28 protein-coding genes are annotated in these 16633 nt (G+C 69.8%); 23 read left to right on the top strand and 5 right to left on the bottom strand.

Features of this window, described 5'->3' with window-relative positions; translation table 11 throughout:
- The first annotated feature begins 82 nt into the window (after positions 1-82).
- From LUZ64_RS23975 to LUZ64_RS23875, 22 genes are all read left to right on the top strand, one after another.
- Complete coding sequence (locus tag LUZ64_RS23975; protein ID WP_211305059.1) at positions 83-739, top strand: hypothetical protein; 657 nt, start codon at positions 83-85, stop codon at positions 737-739.
- Between the two features lie 109 nt (positions 740-848).
- Positions 849-995 carry a hypothetical protein gene (locus LUZ64_RS23970; RefSeq protein ID WP_170116795.1) on the top strand — a complete coding sequence of 49 codons (147 nt, stop codon included), beginning with the start codon at positions 849-851 and terminating at the stop codon, positions 993-995.
- A gap of 404 nt (positions 996-1399) precedes the next feature.
- A complete protein-coding gene (locus LUZ64_RS23965; protein ID WP_095582176.1) occupies positions 1400-2401 on the top strand; it encodes a YqaJ viral recombinase family nuclease in 1002 nt (333 codons plus the stop codon).
- Complete coding sequence (locus LUZ64_RS23960; protein WP_170116796.1) at positions 2398-3270, top strand: recombinase RecT; 873 nt, start codon at positions 2398-2400, stop codon at positions 3268-3270. Before LUZ64_RS23965 ends, LUZ64_RS23960 begins: the two co-directional genes overlap by 4 nt.
- The gene (locus LUZ64_RS23955; protein WP_095582177.1) at positions 3267-3734 is read left to right on the top strand and encodes a hypothetical protein; all 468 of its coding nucleotides are present in this window, start codon (positions 3267-3269) and stop codon (positions 3732-3734) included. Before LUZ64_RS23960 ends, LUZ64_RS23955 begins: the two co-directional genes overlap by 4 nt.
- Complete coding sequence (locus tag LUZ64_RS23950; RefSeq protein WP_095582178.1) at positions 3731-4117, top strand: ASCH domain-containing protein; 387 nt, start codon at positions 3731-3733, stop codon at positions 4115-4117. Before LUZ64_RS23955 ends, LUZ64_RS23950 begins: the two co-directional genes overlap by 4 nt.
- Positions 4114-4482 carry a hypothetical protein gene (locus LUZ64_RS23945; RefSeq protein WP_095582179.1) on the top strand — a complete coding sequence of 123 codons (369 nt, stop codon included), beginning with the start codon at positions 4114-4116 and terminating at the stop codon, positions 4480-4482. Before LUZ64_RS23950 ends, LUZ64_RS23945 begins: the two co-directional genes overlap by 4 nt.
- Positions 4479-4643: a hypothetical protein gene (locus tag LUZ64_RS23940; protein ID WP_170116797.1), complete on the top strand. Its 165-nt coding sequence runs from the start codon at positions 4479-4481 to the stop codon at positions 4641-4643. Before LUZ64_RS23945 ends, LUZ64_RS23940 begins: the two co-directional genes overlap by 4 nt.
- The gene (locus LUZ64_RS23935; protein WP_095582180.1) at positions 4643-6322 is read left to right on the top strand and encodes a DNA cytosine methyltransferase; all 1680 of its coding nucleotides are present in this window, start codon (positions 4643-4645) and stop codon (positions 6320-6322) included. The genes LUZ64_RS23940 and LUZ64_RS23935 overlap by 1 nt, the downstream gene beginning before the upstream one ends.
- A gap of 64 nt (positions 6323-6386) precedes the next feature.
- The gene (locus LUZ64_RS23930) at positions 6387-7511 is read left to right on the top strand and encodes a hypothetical protein (protein WP_232398711.1); all 1125 of its coding nucleotides are present in this window, start codon (positions 6387-6389) and stop codon (positions 7509-7511) included.
- On the top strand, positions 7508-8248 hold the full coding sequence (locus LUZ64_RS23925) for a zinc finger domain-containing protein (RefSeq protein WP_232398709.1): 741 nt from the start codon (positions 7508-7510) through the stop codon (positions 8246-8248). Before LUZ64_RS23930 ends, LUZ64_RS23925 begins: the two co-directional genes overlap by 4 nt.
- A complete protein-coding gene (locus tag LUZ64_RS23920; protein WP_232398706.1) occupies positions 8245-8532 on the top strand; it encodes a hypothetical protein in 288 nt (95 codons plus the stop codon). The genes LUZ64_RS23925 and LUZ64_RS23920 overlap by 4 nt, the downstream gene beginning before the upstream one ends.
- On the top strand, positions 8529-8837 hold the full coding sequence (locus tag LUZ64_RS23915) for a zinc finger domain-containing protein (RefSeq protein ID WP_232398705.1): 309 nt from the start codon (positions 8529-8531) through the stop codon (positions 8835-8837). Before LUZ64_RS23920 ends, LUZ64_RS23915 begins: the two co-directional genes overlap by 4 nt.
- A complete protein-coding gene (locus tag LUZ64_RS23910) occupies positions 8834-9019 on the top strand; it encodes a hypothetical protein (protein ID WP_095582901.1) in 186 nt (61 codons plus the stop codon). The genes LUZ64_RS23915 and LUZ64_RS23910 overlap by 4 nt, the downstream gene beginning before the upstream one ends.
- A 19-nt stretch (positions 9020-9038) precedes the next feature.
- Positions 9039-9404 carry a DUF4326 domain-containing protein gene (locus LUZ64_RS23905; RefSeq protein ID WP_095582902.1) on the top strand — a complete coding sequence of 122 codons (366 nt, stop codon included), beginning with the start codon at positions 9039-9041 and terminating at the stop codon, positions 9402-9404.
- The gene (locus LUZ64_RS37235; RefSeq protein WP_267897192.1) at positions 9401-9529 is read left to right on the top strand and encodes a hypothetical protein; all 129 of its coding nucleotides are present in this window, start codon (positions 9401-9403) and stop codon (positions 9527-9529) included. The genes LUZ64_RS23905 and LUZ64_RS37235 overlap by 4 nt, the downstream gene beginning before the upstream one ends.
- A 431-nt stretch (positions 9530-9960) precedes the next feature.
- Positions 9961-10662, top strand: coding sequence for a DUF7341 domain-containing protein (locus LUZ64_RS23900; protein ID WP_095582903.1), 702 nt, complete (start codon positions 9961-9963; stop codon positions 10660-10662).
- Between the two features lie 36 nt (positions 10663-10698).
- Entirely contained in the window at positions 10699-11088 is a 390-nt protein-coding gene (locus LUZ64_RS23895; RefSeq protein ID WP_143593325.1) for a hypothetical protein, read from the top strand.
- 49 nt (positions 11089-11137) lie between these two features.
- Positions 11138-11359 carry a hypothetical protein gene (locus LUZ64_RS23890; RefSeq protein ID WP_095582904.1) on the top strand — a complete coding sequence of 74 codons (222 nt, stop codon included), beginning with the start codon at positions 11138-11140 and terminating at the stop codon, positions 11357-11359.
- A gap of 86 nt (positions 11360-11445) precedes the next feature.
- The gene (locus LUZ64_RS23885; RefSeq protein ID WP_170116843.1) at positions 11446-11913 is read left to right on the top strand and encodes a hypothetical protein; all 468 of its coding nucleotides are present in this window, start codon (positions 11446-11448) and stop codon (positions 11911-11913) included.
- 60 nt (positions 11914-11973) lie between these two features.
- Entirely contained in the window at positions 11974-12276 is a 303-nt protein-coding gene (locus LUZ64_RS23880; protein ID WP_095582905.1) for a hypothetical protein, read from the top strand.
- A complete protein-coding gene (locus tag LUZ64_RS23875) occupies positions 12273-12512 on the top strand; it encodes a hypothetical protein (protein WP_095582906.1) in 240 nt (79 codons plus the stop codon). The genes LUZ64_RS23880 and LUZ64_RS23875 overlap by 4 nt, the downstream gene beginning before the upstream one ends.
- Positions 12513-12570: 58 nt before the next feature.
- Here LUZ64_RS23875 and LUZ64_RS23870 read toward each other — a convergent pair whose 3' ends face one another.
- Positions 12571-13002 (bottom strand): lamin tail domain-containing protein, encoded by a 432-nt coding sequence (locus LUZ64_RS23870; protein WP_095582908.1) that lies wholly within the window; start codon positions 13000-13002, stop codon positions 12571-12573.
- Between the two features lie 47 nt (positions 13003-13049).
- Positions 13050-13175, bottom strand: coding sequence for a hypothetical protein (locus LUZ64_RS37230; RefSeq protein ID WP_267897193.1), 126 nt, complete (start codon positions 13173-13175; stop codon positions 13050-13052).
- Positions 13176-13237: 62 nt separating this feature from the next.
- Here LUZ64_RS37230 and LUZ64_RS23865 point away from each other — a divergent pair, with 62 nt between their 5' ends.
- Positions 13238-13588, top strand: coding sequence for a hypothetical protein (locus LUZ64_RS23865; protein ID WP_143593327.1), 351 nt, complete (start codon positions 13238-13240; stop codon positions 13586-13588).
- Positions 13589-13862: 274 nt separating this feature from the next.
- On the opposite strand, the gene LUZ64_RS23860 is transcribed toward LUZ64_RS23865, so the two are convergent.
- From LUZ64_RS23860 to LUZ64_RS23850, 3 genes are read right to left on the bottom strand one after another with little or no spacing between them, the layout of a single operon-like run.
- Positions 13863-15014: a methyltransferase domain-containing protein gene (locus LUZ64_RS23860; RefSeq protein ID WP_232398703.1), complete on the bottom strand. Its 1152-nt coding sequence runs from the start codon at positions 15012-15014 to the stop codon at positions 13863-13865.
- Complete coding sequence (locus LUZ64_RS23855; protein WP_095582910.1) at positions 14999-15961, bottom strand: MvdC/MvdD family ATP grasp protein; 963 nt, start codon at positions 15959-15961, stop codon at positions 14999-15001. The genes LUZ64_RS23860 and LUZ64_RS23855 overlap by 16 nt, the downstream gene beginning before the upstream one ends.
- A gap of 10 nt (positions 15962-15971) precedes the next feature.
- Positions 15972-16124 (bottom strand): hypothetical protein, encoded by a 153-nt coding sequence (locus tag LUZ64_RS23850; RefSeq protein WP_170116844.1) that lies wholly within the window; start codon positions 16122-16124, stop codon positions 15972-15974.
- Between the last annotated feature and the right edge of the window lie 509 nt (positions 16125-16633).

Genomic DNA, 16633 nt, shown 5'->3' with positions numbered 1-16633 from the left:
GGGCCGCCGCTGCTGGCCTGCTCCTCTTCCTCGCCGGTGCCGCCCTGTGTGCAGTCGGCCACCACCTCAGCAAGGGGGACCGATGAGCACCGACGAGATCGCCGAGCGCTTCATGCGCGACACCGCCCAGCACGAGATGACGGTGCTCCACGACGACGGCCTGTACCGGCACCTGTGGTTCATGGCCCCGCGCAGCTCGGAGTACTGGTTCGAGCTGGTCACGTGGCCCGGGTCCCTGGCGATGCGTGGAGACGTCGGAGACGGCTACGTCTTCAGCCGCCTGACCGACATGTTCCAGTTTTTCCGCGCCGATCGAGACTTCGGCATCAACCCGCACTACTGGGCGGAGAAGCTTGGTGGCGGTCGGCACTCGGTGAAGGAGTACTCCGAGACCCTGCTGCGGCAGCTTGTCGTGGAGCAGTTCGTCGCGGATGCCCGCTGGGATGGTGTCCCGCCCGGGACGGGAAAGGCGCTCCGCACCTGGGTTCTCAACGAGGACCTTGGCGACGAGCACCGGGCCCGCACCATCGTGGAGGACTTCGCTCACTCCGGCTACGAGTTCAGCGACGTCTGGGAGTGGGACTTCTGCGACTACAAGCCGGACTTCCTGTGGGCCTGCCACGCGATCGTGTGGGGCATTGCCCAGTACGACGCCATGAAGCAGAGCCCCGCGGTGTCCGCTCCCGAGGACAGTCTCCGGCTCCCCGAGCCCTTCTCCGCTGCCGGAGGTGCCGCGTGATCTGGTTCGTCCTCGCCCTCTGGGCGGTCGCCCTGGCGGCGACGCCGTGGCACCAACTGGCTTGGCTCGTGTGGCTCTTCCGCCACAACGACCGGGAAGGGGGTGCGTGATGTCCGACACCGAGATGCTCCTGTGGACCCTGCTGCTGTGGGCGGTGACCTTCCTGGTCGTCCGGTTCTGCATCTGGGCGAGGGGCTTCGCCGCCCGACAGCAGGCCCGCGTCGGGAGCGCCGACCACCGGGACGGTGCGTCATGAACCGTCACCGTTGCCCCACTTGCCGCCGCACGTTCGAGGACTGCCGGTGCACCGGCCACGACCCGCGGGCCTGTCACCTGTGTGTGCCGCTCGACCAGCAGCTCGCCCACCCCGCCTACGGCCAGGCCCGGCCGGCCGTTCCACAGCAGAGGAGGGCGGCATGAGCCTCGCCCTGGCCGGATGGCTGCTCATCGGGCTCATCGCCGTCATCGTCGCCGTCTTCGGCTGCCTGCCGGACCGGTCGGGCGACGAGTGGGATGACCGCTAGCCCCGTGATCTGTCCGCCGCCGGGGATGACAGCGGCCCCGGCGGCGGACCCCCACACCACCTGACCGGCCACCTCGCCCCGCCTCCCCTCTCCGGGGCGGGGTGGCCTCCCTCAGCACACCCTGAAGGGAAACCCCATGGGCAACACTGGCCCCCTCGGAGGCTCACCGCCTCTCGCCTACCCCTCCGGCGCCCAGATCGTCCTCGCTGCCAACGCACCTTCCGCAGACTGGCACGCGGTCCGCCGAACCGGTCTCGGCGGCTCGGACATGGCAGCGATCTGCGGCCTCAACCCCTACACCAGCCCGCTGGAGATCTGGTTCTCCAAGGTCGGCCGCCCGGTGCCCCGCCGCAACGACCCGGTGCTCGATGAGGCCGCCCTGATGGGCCACGCCCTCGAACCCCTCATCGCGACCCGCTTCACCGCCCTCACCGGCCTCCTCGCCGTCGACGGCCCCGGCACCCTCCGCCACCCGAGCCGACCGTGGATCGCCAACCTCGACCGCGTCACCGAGGACGACGGCCTTCCCGGTGTCGTCGAGCTGAAGTCCCGCTCGTCCTACGCGCTCAAGGACTGGCTCGACGAGCCACCGGTCGACGTGCAGGTCCAGGTCCAGCACTACCTCGCCGTGACCGGCTGGGACTACGCCTACACCGTGGCCCTGATTGGCGGGCAGCGTACCCTCGTCCACCGCCTGGAGCGCGACGAGGAACTAATCGCCGATCTCGCTGCGATCGCAGAGGAGTTCTGGGGCTGGGTCGAATCCCGGCAGCAGCCCCCGGTCGACGGCTCCCACGCCACCGGCCAGCTTCTCGACCGCCTCCACGCCCACCCCACCCGGGACGTGGTCGTCGCCGACGCCACCGAGGTCGAGTGGCTCCTCCAGCAGCGGGCCGTCGCCAAGCAGGAGATCGCCGCCGCCGAGATCGCCCTGCTGGAGGCGGAGAACCGGCTCAAGGCCATCGCCGGCGACGCCACCGACGTCCACACCCGCGGCGAACTCGCCTACTCCTGGCGTCCTCAGCCCGGACAGATCAGCTGGAAGACGGCAGCTCTGGCCGCCGACCCCGGCCTCGACCCCGAGCCCTACCGCGGCGAACCCACCCGCGTCCTCCGTGTCCACCTGGAGAACCTGTGACCAGCACCGCTCGCAACGCCGTCGCCGTCCGCGCCCAGCAGGCCGGACAGGTCCAGCCGGCCACCGAACCGGCGCTGACCCTCGCTCACCAGATCGACCGCATGCGGCCCGAGATCGCCCGCGCTCTGCCCGCGCACATGGACGCCGACCGGATCGCCCGCATCGCCCTCACCACCCTGCGTCGCACCCCCAAGCTCGGCGAGTGTTCCCCCGAGTCGTTCCTCGGCGCCCTGATGACCTGCTCCCAGCTCGGCGTCGAACCCGGCGGGCCCACGGGCGAGGCCTACCTCGTCCCCTTCAAGGGGGAAGTCACGTTCGTCCTCGGCTACCGCGGCATGGCCAAGCTGTTCTGGCAGAGCCCGATGGCCAAGTCGCTCTCCGCCCAGGTCGTCTACGACGGCGACTTCTTCGAGTACGAGTACGGGCTCGACCAGCGCCTCGTCCACCGGCCCGCACTCACAGGCCGCGGCAAGGCCATCGCGTACTACGCCGTCGCCACCACCACGACCGGCGGCTCCGCGTTCGTCGTCCTCTCCCCGGAGGACATCGAGAAGCACCGCAAGCACTCCTCGTTCCCCAACGGCGGCCCCTGGCGCGACCACTACGAGGCCATGGCCCGCAAGACCTGCGTCCGGGAGCTCTTCAAGCTTCTGCCGACCTCCGTCGAGCTCGCCCAGGCCACCGCCCACGACGGGACCGTCCGCACCGACGCCTCCCTCAACAGCATCGACGCCCCCGGGCCATACAGCGCCGGCGAACTGGAAGTCGGCTCGGCCACTACGTCCGACGCTGACCCCCAGTTGCCCGTTGGGTCTGCCCCGCGGGAATCGGGGGCGGACCACCACCCACAAGGAGACCACACGTCATGACCAGCACCCTGTACACGATCGACACTGTCGAGGACGACCAGGGCGTCGAGCGCCCCAACGAAGTCCTGTGGGCCCCGGCTGGCAAGGACGCCACAGACCACGACTTCATCAACCACCGCGGCCTCTACCTGGCCGGCGTCGGCAAAGAGGGCGAACTGCCCGACGCGTTCGTGGCGCTCGGCCACGGCCACACGTGGACCGCCATGTACGAGGCCGCCACCGAATACATGCGGCGCTGCTTCGGCTGGCGCGATCTCCACAGCGACCCGCTCGAAGAGCCCTCGACGGTCACATGCCGCACGCCGCTCCCCGTCCGCAAGCACGTCGTGTTCATCAGGCACCCGCACCCCGCCCACCCGTGCGGCTGCGAATGGGAGGGGCAGTGGCGCATGGTTGATGTCCCCGAGGGTGAGCCTGGCGCCATCGCGATCACCAGCATGCGCAGGCCCGGCGGTGCGCGATGAAGGCTCTCACGATCCGACAGCCGTGGGCGGACGCCATCATCCACCAGACGAAGCGCACCGAAAACCGCACGTGGAAGACCACCTACCGCGGCCCCGTGCTGATCCATGCAGGGGCAGCCCACGACCCGCAGGCCGCCATCTACGGCCCCCGCCCCGACATCCGCAGCGCCATCCTCGCCATCGCGTCGATCACCGACTGCCACTACAGCGACGACGGCCAGTGCTGCGGCCCCTGGGGCAACGAACACACCTACCACTGGACCCTCGCCAACGTCACACCGCTGCCCACGCCCGTCCCCTGCAAAGGACGCCTCGGACTGTGGACCCCCAGCGACGACGTCACCACCCGCGCCACCCAGCAGACCGAAGGGAATCCCCGATGACCCGCCGTCTCACGCCTGCTGAGCGTCTCGCCGCCGCCGACAAGGACATCCCCCTCTACCGTATCGTCCAGAGCTCCAGCTGGGATCAGTTCCTCGTCGAACAGGCCGTCTTCGCTGTCGGCCGCGCCCGCTCCGACTTCAGTTGCAACACCCTCCGCGAGCTGCTGCCGGAGCAGGGCCATGGGTTCCTCGGCGCCGCGATCAACGCTCTCCGGTCCGCCGGGATCATCGAGCACGCCAACGGCATGGTCCCCTCCACCTCCGCCCGCACCCACGGCCACCGCATCTCCCTCTGGCGGCTGTCCGAGAAGGGGCTGGCCATCGCCAAGGCACGCTCCGCCAGCTCCCAGGGGCGTGCGGCATGAACGTCGCAGCCTGGTTCTGGGCGTTCGTCGCCGTCGGTGTCGTCTACCTCGCCGCCTCCGAGGCCCACGGCCAGACCCACCTGCACCGCAACACCGTCCGCGGAGGCCTCACCCCCCGCGAACGCGCCCGCCTCGACAAGCATCAGAAGGAGGCGGCGTGATGGCCCGCGCATCCGTCAAGGAGAGCCGCAACGCCGTGCACCGGCCGGCCACAAGGCGACGCCGGTTCCGCCACGACGACCTCATCGCCGTCGACCTGTTCTCTGGCTTCGGCGGTCTGACCCGCGGCATCGAACTGGCCGGGTTCACGACAATCATGGCCGCGAACCACAACGAGTACAAAGTCCAAATCCACGAGGCGAACCACCCGGACGCCGAACACTGGATCGCCGACCTGGTCGATCCCGAGGCGGCGGACTATCACTCCGCCCGGGACCTTCCCGCAGCCGACCTTCTGGTCGCTGGCGTGAGCTGCGTCAACCACTCCCAGGCGAACACGATCAAGGCTTACGAGCAGGGTATGACGCTTTTCGAGCTGGAGGATCCTGACTTCGAGGCTCGAGTGACGCGCTCCGAGCGCGACCGTGCCACCGCGAACTGCGTCCTGCACTACGCCGCCCAGCACCACCCGCGGCTGATCCTCGTCGAATGCACCACCGAGCTGACGTCGTGGGGTCCGGCGATTCCCGGCCGCCCGAAGGTCGGCGACGGCTCCACCTACCGGTGGTGGCTCAAGCAGTTCGACCTGATCAACTACCGGCACAAGGTGCTGTACCTCAACTCGCAGTTCTTCGGAGTGCCGCAGTCGCGTGACCGGGCCTACTGGGCGTTCTGGGATAAGTCCCTGCCTGCGCCAGACCTTGAGCACCGACCGGTATCGCGGTGCCACCGCTGCGACAAAGACGTGGAGGCGATCTGGACGTGGCGTACCGGTATCCCGCCCACCGGATCAGTGCGCTACGGCAAGCAGTACGAGTACCGGTGCCCATCGTGCCGTACTCCGGTGATCCCGCCGATGACGCCGTCGCTGGCCGCGCTGGACCTGACCGACCTGGGGACCCGCATCGGCGACCGAGAGAAGCCGCTCAAGGCGACGACAATGGCCCGCGCCGAACGCTGCCGCCAGCGGTTCGCCGACTTCCCCGCGGTACTCATGCCGGCGAAGGGCGCGCACGGCTCAGAGCGCCTTCTGTGGCAGCCGCTCGCCACACAGACCAGCCAGCAGGAAACCACGCTTCTCACTACGGGTGCAGTGTTCGCGGCACACCGCCACAACGGGGACGGGAAGAACATCGTCCAGCCGATGGACACGGCAACGAGCACCCACGAGAAGGCGCTCCTGCTGGCGGTGGACAACTATCAGGGCGGCCCGCGCGGCGCCGGTGAACCGCTGCCTACCCAGGTCGGCTCGGAGACGCTCGCGGTGGTCTCCTCCGGAGTCATCCCGTACCGGAAGAACACCCGGCCCGCAGTGCACGGCGAGGCAATGCCGACGGTCACCTCGGAGCAGATTCCGGGGCTTCTCACGGCCGCCGGGACGATCAACAACAGCGCGGTCGAAGCGCTGCTCGCGACCCGGTGGCGAGCCAGGCTCGCCGAGCTGCCGCTCGAAGACTGCTACTTCCGCATGATGGCCGCCCACGAAATCGGCCGCGGCTGCGGCTTCGACGTCGACTTCGCCGATCACAAGGGCAGCTTCATCGTCTGGGGCTCCGCCCGCAACCAGGTCGACGGTTTCGGCAACGCCGTATCCCCGCAGGTCGGAGCCTGGATCGGGTCCCGGCTGCGGGCTGTTATCCACACCCGCCAGGACCACGGTCCCGAGCTCCCCGCCGCGTGACCGCCCGCGCCTGACCGGCACCCGCACCACCGAACTATCCGCTTCCCGCTCGAAAGAAGACGACATGGCCCGCGGACACGGCCGGATTCTCGCCAGCATCTGGGAGGACGCCGACTTCCTCTCCCTCGGCGAGCGGGAACAGCGCCTCTACCTCTTCCTGATCTCGCAGCCGAACTTGAACCACGCCGGCCTCCTCGACCTCACGCTGCGACGGTGGGCCCGCAAGGCCCAAGGGCTCACCGTCACCGAGCTGGAGAAGCGCCTTGCCGCGCTTGAGGAGGCCCGCTTCATCGTCGTCGACGACGACACCGAAGAACTTCTCATCCGCTCCTTCGTCCGCAACGACGGCGTCTGGCGCATGCCGAAAGTCATGGGCGCCATGGTGTCCGGAGCCTTGGAAATCTCCTCCCGCCGCCTCCAGCAAGCCCTCCTCGCCGAGGTCGACCGCATCCCTCTGGACGACCTCAGCGACGAGCCGACCCGGCTCCGCAGCGGCGAAGGCCCCTCGATCCGGCGCCAGGTATCCACCCATATCGACACCCTCCGCGGCGCCTTCCAGACCCCCGACCCCGACCCGTCCGGAGGGGGTTACGGAACCCCCTCCGAACCCCCTTCGCCAACCCCCTCCGATACCCCTGCCAAGGGGGTTCCCCAAGGGGGTCGGACCCCCTCTACGCGCGGACGCGCGGGCGCGCAGCTGCGCGCGGCCCCTTCCCCTACCCCTACCCCTGTCCCCAGCCCCGTAGAAGAGGGGGTGGTCGAGGCGAGCCATCAGCCGGAGGCCGTCGCCGACGACGAGCCCGACTGCGTCGGAGCGGCAGAAGCCACTCCCGCGGACAGTCCCCCGACGACAGCCCGGACGATCACCGGCGAGTGGCTGGCCCGCGTGACCAAGCGGCCGCCCGCTTCCGTGATCGGCCAGACCGCGAAACAGATCAAGACCCTCCTCGAGGAGGGCATCGACCCCGACGACATCCGGGCCGGCCTCGCCCGCTGGATGACCAAGGGCAGTGCACCCTCCGCGATCCCCGGTTTCGTCAACGAAGCCATGAACGCCCACCCAGCCCTCGTCGGGAACGTCGTGCGCCTGCGAACCAGCCAGCCCCTCGCCGGCACCGACGCGAAAGTCGCCGCCCACTCAGCCCTGACCGAGCACCTCCGAGCCCTCGAAGCCCGGGAGCCCTCATGAAGCCATCCGAAGCCTCCGACCTCCTCACCCGCTGCGCAGCCTTCGACAACCGGCAGCCGTCCGCCACCGCCGCCATGGCCTGGGCCTCCGCCCTTGCCGACATCCCCCTCGACGCCGACACCTTCGCCGCCGTCGACCGGTACTACGGCACCCCGCCCAAGGACCCCGGTCAGCGACTGTGGATCCAGCCCCACGACGTGCGCCGCATCCGCAAGACCATCCGCTCCGAGCGGCTCGAGAACTTCATCTACGAGCCCGTCGCCGACGAGAGCCCCCGCGAGTACCTGGCCCGCCTCCGCGGACAGCAGAACGCCCTCGCCTCCGGCCGCGTACCGCAGCCGCCCGCCCGGCTCGCCCTGACCGGCGGTCCGCACCTGACCGTCGTCCAGGCGCTCGACGGCGTCGGCCGGCCCGTGCCCGACTCCGACGAGGACGACCTTGGCGACAGCGTCCGCCGCACCGGGCCGCTCGGAATCCCGTGCCCCAAGTGCGGGGCCGAGATGGGTCGCCCCTGCAAGCTCCCCGGCGGGACCGACAAGCAGCCCATTGGCCGCCCCCGCCCCAAGCCCCACCCGGCCCGGGTCGCGGCCGCTGCGGGCCAGCCGGTAGCAGACCCCGCCGAGCGGGCCCGCGAGGAAGAGCGGCGGCGGGAGGCCTCCCGACTGGCGCTCGCCCGCATAGCCGCCGAGGAAGAGATCCACGACGCGGAGATCGTGAACGAGGACGGTGCCCCGTGACCGACGACTTCGACATCGACGACATCGCGGCCATGCACCGCCAGGGCGACCTCGGAGCCTTCGTCCGCTCCCGGATCACCGCCGGCAAGGCCCGCCGCACCCAGCCGCCCGCCCCCGCACCGCCCCGCACCGCCGGCCACCGCCCCGGTGCGTGGCCGCCCGGCACCAGGCCACCCGGCCCCGCCCCCGACCCCGGAACGCCCGCCCAGTGGCAGGAAGCCCTCGACGACTACCGCGCTCACATCCGCCACCGCATGGCCCGAGACGACGAGGAGACCCCGTGACCCGGCACAACGCCCCGATGCCCGACGACCTCCGCCACTTCATACGCGCCAAGCACCACCCCGCCCGCGCCGTCGCCTGCCCGCACTGCGACGCCCACGAGCACCAGCCCTGCACCACCCCGGCGGGCCGCCGCCGGATGCCCGCCCCCCACCCGCAGCGGATCTCCGCCTGGGCCCGCACGTCAGCGTGCTGCCCGGCCTGCCAGGTCGAGCCCGGCATCGAATGCCACCTCGACGGCTGGCCCCTCCACGACGGAGCCGTCCACCCCCAGCGCCAGACCGAAGCCGAGAGGAGCCTCACGTGACACCTCTGGAGCGGTTGCTGGCCGAGGAGTTGCCGACGGGCACGTTCGGCGCCTCACGACCCGCCCAGGGCCCTCCACGGGCCCCGCAGCACCCGACCGGACCTGACCCGCAGGCCGCCGAGCACCGAGCCGAACTCGAAGCCGCCCTCGTCGGCATCTCCGCCCCGTACCCGGCCTCCTGACCCGAAGGAGCGCCGCCTGATGACCACCCGAATCCAACGCCGTCGTGATCACGGCTGGCGTAAGCCCACCGGAGCCGTGTACGTCGGCCGCGGTACCCGCTGGGGCAACCCGTCGAGGGTCGTCTGGGAGCCCCGCACGGGAAGCTGGCAGGTCGAGTGCACCGGCGCCGGGGTGATCGGCATCTTCGCCTTCGAGTTCACCTCCGAGCGGGAGGCCCGCCTAGCCGCAGTCGAGGCCTACCGAGTCCACCTCAAGAGGCACCCCGAGCTGATCGACCGTGCCCGCACCGAGCTCGCCGGCCGGGACCTCATGTGCTGGTGCAAGTCCACGGAACCGTGTCACGCGGACGTCCTACTGGAGCTCGCGGCTGGTGAGGCGCTGTGAGTGCCACCTGGTGGGTGGAGCCGTGCCTGTGGGACGACGAGCCCTTGCCGGACTGGGAGTTCCCCGCGCCCGAGCCGGAGCGTGGCGTCGAGGATGTGCCGATCGTGATCGGGGAGCTGTTGTGACCGCGCCACCGCCGTCGCTGGAGCAGCTCCTGGTCCTCACCGACCGGGCAGAACGCCACGGCGGCCTCTCAGCGGCTGAGGCGGACCGGATGCGGGCCGGACTCCGGAACCTCGCCGAAAGGCCGTCAGGGAGCCGTCCACGGCCTCGGGAGGGGTGTCGGCGGCCCTCGGTGGAGGTGCGGCGGCTGCGGGCGGCTCTCCGCAAGCTCCACCGGCCCATGACCCGCGGTGGGATCACGATCTGCGCCGACTGCTCCGGATGGGACGGCCGCTGCTGCCGGGGGCTCGTCACGCCGTGGCCGTGCCCGACAGCGGAGGTGGCCGGGCTTGAACGGCTCAACGAAGGCGCTGTGTAAGCCCGGACGGGGAATGGGGCGCCCGCGCTCCGTTCGGCCGTCTACCAAAAACCCGGCCAGCGATTTGAGGCATCCATGCTCCACTCGGACACCGTCGCACGCGGCCGGGCCCTGCTGTACGCCCTCCTCCTGATCCGCCCGCCCCACCGCAAGGAGCACACCGTGTACGACACCGCTGCCCCCGCGCCCTGGCCTTGCGCGATCTGCGACCGGCTGGCCCGGGCCCGCGTCCACGACGGATGCCGGGCGAAAGTCGACGAGCACCTCGCCGAACTGCCGGGTCTCTACCGGGAGCTTTCCGAAGCCCTGGAGCCTGGCCGGTGCGGGGGCGGCGGGCGCCCCGGCTCCCGCACCGCCCCTCTGCCCGTCAACCTGGCTGCCCTCGACCTCCGTGCCCGCGGCGGGATCGAGGGGGTGCTCACCTCGTGGGAGCGGGACGCCCGGGAGATCCTCGGCTGGGCGCCCGTGCCGTTCCGCGGGAGCATCGAGCAGCAGGTCGACGGTGCCGCCCGCTTCCTCCGCGTCAACTTGGCCTGGATCTGCGAGGAGCACCCTGCCGTCCGCGAGTTCGCCGACGAGATCCGGCAGATCGCCGGCCACGCGCGGGCCCTCGTCACCGGGGAGACACCCGAGCGCCGCGTCACCGTCGCCTGCCCGTGCGGCGGCACCCTCCGCGTCACCCTCAGCACCCCCGGCGCCCGGTGCGGCGGCTGCGGCCAGCAGTACGGGCACACCGAAGCCCTCCGGCTGCCGGTAGCGGAACGGCGGGCGGCGTGAAGACCGACAGCTGAGCACTTTTCTGGCTGCGGATCGATGCGATTCGACTTGATTGGTCTGCCGGCGTTGTTCCAGGCGGGCAGCTATGGCGTTGGCGCTCCGGAAGGTGGCGGCGACAAGCCGCGGCCCTTCTCCGCCCGCCCGGCGTCCGCATCGTCCGACGCTCCAACGCATCCGCCCATTAACCTTCATGAAAGGGATGAAGAGATGGATATCGCACAGCGCGTCACCCGCCTCACCGAGCTGGTAAACGCACTGCTCGCCGAGCACGAGCAGGAGGTCGGCCGCCCGCCGGCAGGCGCAGAGGAGATCCGCGCCGCTCTGCGAGAGGTGGCCGAAATCCCGGAGTACGCGCGAGGGCTGCGAGTCAGTGGCAGGCGCGCCGGGTACGCAGACGCGTCCGCCAGTCGACGACGCGGACGCTGAACGACCAGGACACCACGAACAACCGAAACCTGAGGCTGAGAGGGACACCGTGATCCACACCCACGAGGATGAGCGGGACTGGTACCAGGAACACAAGGACGAACACGCCATGGGCTACGTCGACAAGTATGGCAACCCCATCGACCCGGAGCCGCCTGCGGACCACGGCAACCAGGCTGCCACGAGGAGTGAGGAGTACTCCAGCGAGCCCCCGCTCGCGGACGCCCCGCTCGAGTGGTTCCCGATGTCCAACAACCAGCGGCACATCTGACCCGCCGACCGGCCCGGGGGCGAGGAGCCCGTCCTCGCCCCCGGGGCTTGGGATAGCGCGAATACCCACTGTGAGGGGAATCCACGATGAAAGCCGCCTATTTCGCCGCCGCATACGCAGCATTGACCGCCTCCCACGAAGTCGCTGATCACTGGATCCAGCGGGACGCCGAAGCCGTCACCAAGGGAAAGCCCGGACGTGACGGAGCCGCTGCTTGCCTCCGTCACGTCGCCACCTACACCGCCACCCAGGCGACCGCCCTCTACGCCGCCTACCGGTTCCTCGGCCTGCGCATCCCCCCGCGGCGGGCCGTCGCCGCACTCGCGGTGTCCGCCGGCACGCACTACATCGCCGACCGGCAAGGCGGCCACTGGGCCGACCCGGCCCCTCGAGGCATCGTCCGGTTAGCAGCCGCCACCGGCCACTCGGGCTGGCTTCAGCGCGACCCCTCGGCCGGGTACTTGATGGACCAGGCCTGGCATAAGGGATGGGTCGCCATCGCCGCCGCCATAGCAGCAGGGGGCAACGGTCTGGCCCAACCGAACCGATCTTGATACCCGCCGTGATATCACGGTGATGTCAAGGGACGCGAGCCGCCAAGGCGTGGAGGACCAATGAACACCAGCCAGCAAGCGTGGACCATCGACAGCATCAGCCACGCCCTGCCCCACCCCGAGCTGCGCGCGACGTTCATGCGCGAAGCGACGTTCACCGACGTCCGCGACCTCCCCACCATCCTCGACCGGTGGGTGCAGCTCATCGAGGACTTCGAAGCTGGCCGAGACCGCGTCGAGCAGCTGCGGGAGACGATTCGCCAGAACGGCCAGCTCCCCGACACCTACCTCGCTAGCCTCCTCAACGTGACCGAGGACGAACTCCGGGCCGACGCCGGCCTCAGCCAGCGAGGCGCCGCGTGACCTACCGGCTCAAAATCGACCCGAGCCTCCACGCCGCCTACAAGAACCTCTCCGAAACGGCCCGCCGCGACCTGGCCCTCTGCCTCCTCGACGCCCTCGCCGACCCGATCGCCCACTCGGTCCCCTACGGCGTCGACGACGGCGTCTTCCGCACCATGGCCTCCGGCCGGACCATCGCCGTGATCCTCATCGGCGTCGACACGATCACCCTCGTGCAGCTCAACACCATCGACTGACGACACGACGAGGCCCCCCCGCTCCCGGGGGTGGGGGCCTCCTTCGTTGCCCGTGGCGTCAGCGCCAGGACTTCGTCGCCACGGTCCGCCCGCGGGCATCCCGCAGGGTGGCCGTGTCGCGGTCGTTGTTCCAGACGTAGTTGCCGGAGCCCCAGTACACGTCGGTGGCCGTGTCCCGGCCGCTGCCGGTGTGGACGCGGACCGCCTTGTACGCGCCGAGCTTCAGGTGGAGCCGGTAGGTGTGCCGCTCGGCGTCCGAGAGCGTCCAGCCGGTCAGGTCGAGCGTGCGGCCCGTCTTGTTGACGATGGTCACCCACTCCGCGTTCCGTGACGCGTTCGACCGGGTGTCCTTGCCGGGGCTGTCGTACTGGACCGCCCCGAACCCGGCCGCAGGGCTGGCCGCGGAGGACGGCACGGCGCCGCCGGCGAGCACAGCCCCGGCCGCGGCAGCAGCGGCGACGGTACGCGCGAATAACTGGGTGGCGGACATGGTGAACCCCTAGAGGTGATCGGATGATCCGGCGAATGCCAGGACGATCACTCTGGCCCGGCCGCCGCCACGACCACCAGGGAGACGATCATCCGGTTACCGGATACGGACACACCCACCACCCCCACGACGACGGCGCGCACCACCCGGCGCACAAACATCGCCTGCGCCACCTCAATCACCTGAAATCCCAGAACCACCCGGCACAAGCCCAATCGCCCGGCAGCATGGCGCGATGCGAATCACCACAGCTGCGGCCATCGTCGTGCTCGCCGCCGCCCCGCTCACCGGCTGTTCCACCGCCAACACCGCATCCAGCCCGGCTCCGACCGTCACCAGCCCGCAACCCACACCTTCCTCGACGGATACCCTCGAGCGCTGCACCAAGGCCGTGGACATCCTCGTCGACGTCGAACGTCACGCCGCAACACCCAGCACCGACGGAAGCCGACCACCAGCGTGCACGGGCCTGTCGGAGAACGCCTACCTCGACATCTACCTGAGCAGCGTGCGGCGGGCCAACGAGGAGGGGCGGGACGAACTCCAGCGGCAAATCGACGAAGCCGCCGAAGCCGATGCCAGCTAGCAGTCACGAAAGAGCCCCCAACCCGCTCGGGTTGAGGGCTCGCTTGCTATCCACTCAGTCGGCCGCTGGCCGCCGCGCACACTCCGGGCAGAACCAGCGCCGACCCAGCACCGGCGTCATCCGCGTCTCCGGATGATCCGGACACCGCGCATCCTCCGTCGGCCGACCCACCGAACGCGCCAGCTTCACCTGGAACTTCACGAACCAAGCTGGCCATCCGGATCACACTCAATCGTCATCCTCGTCGTCCTCCTCCGGCTGTCGCCCGGCAGTCTCAGACCTGCACGACCACTTGCTTCGGCGTCTCGAACCAGAGCCGCTGTCCGTCCGGCGTCACCGTCAGCCCGAACCGATCCCACGAAGGCTGACCATGCTCCACGAACCACGACCAGCAACGCTCGACCGCTGGCCAGAGACCGTGATCCCCAGTCTCCCGGTAGTACGCTGGCCCGCTCTCCGGATACACCGTCTCCGAGCTGGAGCCGCCAGGCACGACCAGCCGCCGCATAGCCTGGCCCTGGTCATCAGTGCCGTACTGGACCTGCACCCCTGGCAGGTGCACAGCCAGCAGGAACGCGAAATGGTAGTCGAGGAACACGTCCGCCGGCACCCCAGCCGGACCCTCCTCCCCGGCAGCCTGGGCGTCACCACCGGTGCGTGGGTAGCTGGACCGATCAGTGCGCGCGGGCATGAACGAGCCGCCACCGGGATGGAACCGGCCCTCCAGCACCCCCTCACCATCAGCATCGAGGACGACCAGACCGGAACCCAGCGGAGCCCCGACATTGGCGATCAGCCGCCCTCCCGGCGCCACTGCCGCCCGCAGAGACTCGGTGATGCGGGACAGCCCACAGGTAACGATCACCCGGTCGAACTGCTGCCACGGGTGCACCGTTACATCGCATGCGACCACAACCGGGGCGTACCCCAGCTCTTCCAGACGCCCCTTGGCGGAGGCCGTCAGCTCCGGATCGATATCCGCCGTGGTGAGCTGCCCGGCCGTGCCGAGCCGGTGAGCCAGCAGCGCGGCCTGGTAGCCCGTGCCCGTTCCCGCATCCAGAACCGTGTGCCCCGGCTCGACGCCCAGCGCCTCCAGCATCCGAGCCGTGAGACTGGGCTGCGTGCTCGACGACGTCGGAACACCCGTCCACCCCCCTTCCACCTGTCGGACGGTACGCGGGTCCAGACGAGTCACCAGCGAGACGTTCGTGTAGATCGGCTCCAGCCAATCCGGGCCGTCCCCCACCCCCAATTCACGCCACACCGACGGCGCCCCGCCCATGTTCCGGTAGAACGCGGGAACGAACGCGTGCCGAGGCGTGCTCTCGAACGCCTCACTCCATTGACCGGAGACCAGGTCCCCGCTCTCCTCCAGGCCTGCGGCAAGCCTGCGAGCCAACGGCTTCCAGTTCACGGTGAGCACCATCCCCTCAGGGTCCCGGCAATCGTGGCAGCGATCGGCACAGTAGGGGAATCCAGCCAAGCCCACTGCCCCGACGGATTCGCCTCCAGGAACGTCCACCGCCCATCAGGGCGGACGATGAAGTCGAAGGCCGCATAGGAAAGTTCCATCCGCGCCATGTATGCCCCCACCGCGGCGGCCACCGCCGGGGGCGTGGAGATGGGGCGGTACGTGAGCGCGTCGTAGTCCGCTCGCCAGTCCCCACGAGCAACATCACTGCCGGCGTCAATGCGCACACCGAGACACCGGCCGCCGACACACGTCAAACGCACCTCGAACGCCTTACGCACCTGCTCCTGGAACAGGTGCGCCGTCACCTCCACACCCTCCAGCTGATCCAGATCCACCACCCGCGTGTACATCGTCTCCGAACCACCTGCATGAGTGATGTACGGAACGCCCATCGGCTTGGTGACCAGCGGGCCGCCCACATCCTCCGCGAACCGCACCACCTCATCCGCACGATTCGTCACCAGCGTCCGAGGAACCTCCAGCCCCACCGAGCGCGCCACCGCCAGCTGCCACGGTTTGAACTCCGCCGCCGACGCCCGCCCCGGATGATTCATCCACCGCGCACCCAGACTCACCAGCACCCCACCGAAACCGATCCGGGCCGCACCCCGCGCCCAGTGCGCATCCGACTCCGACAAACCAGGGAACACGAACGGGCCGGGACGGTTCCAGTACACCGCCCCAATATCCCCAAGCTCCACGCTCCGGTATGCGGTCGCCAGCGAACCCAACCACACGTCGCCGCCCCCCGTACCATGCGTGACGCGCAGCTCCAGCTCACCCGGAAACTGCGCCATGTCCATACGGAACACATCGACACTGGCCTCGGCCAGCGCCTCAACGACAAGATCGGTGGCCCCCTCGCGGGGGCCATCGACCACCAGCACTGTGCTGGTCACTCGCCGAACCTCACTCGAAGAACCCTGGGTCGGCGCCCTCATCGTGCGGCGGCGGGTTCTTCGGGTCGCCATCCGGGTTCGTCTTCTGCGACGTCGCCATCGCCGTCAACGGGGTCCCATCCGTATGCGCCGCCGTCTGCGACACCGGATCGAACACTGTCACCGGGGCAGCTGCCGCAGCCGGCGCCCGAAACCGGGCACCCGTCACCGCATACGGCCGGACCGCCTCAGGCGCCGGTGCCACCGGAGACACCCCGCCCAAAGGCAGAGGAGTAATGAGCTGCATGTTCACTCCCATCAGGAGTCGAGGAAAACGTGCCTGCACTTGCACCCGCCACAAGCGGGTCGTACTCGGCCGGATCAGCACCGCGCTGACCCAACCACCCCCGGCCCACACGGAGCCGGGAAGCTCTTCGGCAAGACCGCACCGCTAGCCAGCACCCCTGTACAGTCCCGCGCCCTGCGACAACCCCCGGGCCGACATGGACCCCACCCGCACACCCAGCCACCAGCACAAACGGCCAGCGAACCCCCTGACCAGCGACGTGAACCGTTCCGACTTCTCTGCCGCTCCGTTGTGAGCTAGCAGAGAGGATGGGCGCCATGCCCAAGAAGATTGACTCAACGCTTCGTAGCCAGGCTGTGCGGCTGGTGATGGAGCATCGCGCGGAG

The sequence above is a fragment of the Streptomyces albireticuli genome, from assembly GCF_021228125.1.
GTDB lineage: Bacteria > Actinomycetota > Actinomycetes > Streptomycetales > Streptomycetaceae > Streptomyces > Streptomyces albireticuli.
This window is presented reverse-complemented; position numbering and strand designations above follow the sequence as displayed.

What these genes read in the sequence shown, in the direction of transcription:
- LUZ64_RS23975 (WP_211305059.1), top strand. Translation starts at nt 83, where the DNA reads ATGAGCACCGACGAGATCGCCGAGCGCTTCATGCGCGACACCGCCCAG.
- LUZ64_RS23970 (WP_170116795.1), top strand. Translation starts at nt 849, where the DNA reads ATGTCCGACACCGAGATGCTCCTGTGGACCCTGCTGCTGTGGGCGGTG.
- LUZ64_RS23965 (WP_095582176.1), top strand. Translation starts at nt 1,400, where the DNA reads ATGGGCAACACTGGCCCCCTCGGAGGCTCACCGCCTCTCGCCTACCCC.
- LUZ64_RS23955 (WP_095582177.1), top strand. Translation starts at nt 3,267, where the DNA reads ATGACCAGCACCCTGTACACGATCGACACTGTCGAGGACGACCAGGGC.
- LUZ64_RS23950 (WP_095582178.1), top strand. Translation starts at nt 3,731, where the DNA reads ATGAAGGCTCTCACGATCCGACAGCCGTGGGCGGACGCCATCATCCAC.
- LUZ64_RS23945 (WP_095582179.1), top strand. Translation starts at nt 4,114, where the DNA reads ATGACCCGCCGTCTCACGCCTGCTGAGCGTCTCGCCGCCGCCGACAAG.
- LUZ64_RS23940 (WP_170116797.1), top strand. Translation starts at nt 4,479, where the DNA reads ATGAACGTCGCAGCCTGGTTCTGGGCGTTCGTCGCCGTCGGTGTCGTC.
- LUZ64_RS23935 (WP_095582180.1), top strand. Translation starts at nt 4,643, where the DNA reads ATGGCCCGCGCATCCGTCAAGGAGAGCCGCAACGCCGTGCACCGGCCG.
- LUZ64_RS23930 (WP_232398711.1), top strand. Translation starts at nt 6,387, where the DNA reads ATGGCCCGCGGACACGGCCGGATTCTCGCCAGCATCTGGGAGGACGCC.
- LUZ64_RS23925 (WP_232398709.1), top strand. Translation starts at nt 7,508, where the DNA reads ATGAAGCCATCCGAAGCCTCCGACCTCCTCACCCGCTGCGCAGCCTTC.
- LUZ64_RS23905 (WP_095582902.1), top strand. Translation starts at nt 9,039, where the DNA reads ATGACCACCCGAATCCAACGCCGTCGTGATCACGGCTGGCGTAAGCCC.
- LUZ64_RS23900 (WP_095582903.1), top strand. Translation starts at nt 9,961, where the DNA reads ATGCTCCACTCGGACACCGTCGCACGCGGCCGGGCCCTGCTGTACGCC.
- LUZ64_RS23895 (WP_143593325.1), top strand. Translation starts at nt 10,699, where the DNA reads ATGCGATTCGACTTGATTGGTCTGCCGGCGTTGTTCCAGGCGGGCAGC.
- LUZ64_RS23885 (WP_170116843.1), top strand. Translation starts at nt 11,446, where the DNA reads ATGAAAGCCGCCTATTTCGCCGCCGCATACGCAGCATTGACCGCCTCC.
- LUZ64_RS23880 (WP_095582905.1), top strand. Translation starts at nt 11,974, where the DNA reads ATGAACACCAGCCAGCAAGCGTGGACCATCGACAGCATCAGCCACGCC.
- LUZ64_RS23870 (WP_095582908.1), bottom strand. Translation starts at nt 13,002, where the DNA reads ATGTCCGCCACCCAGTTATTCGCGCGTACCGTCGCCGCTGCTGCCGCG.
- LUZ64_RS23865 (WP_143593327.1), top strand. Translation starts at nt 13,238, where the DNA reads ATGCGAATCACCACAGCTGCGGCCATCGTCGTGCTCGCCGCCGCCCCG.
- LUZ64_RS23860 (WP_232398703.1), bottom strand. Translation starts at nt 15,014, where the DNA reads ATGGTGCTCACCGTGAACTGGAAGCCGTTGGCTCGCAGGCTTGCCGCA.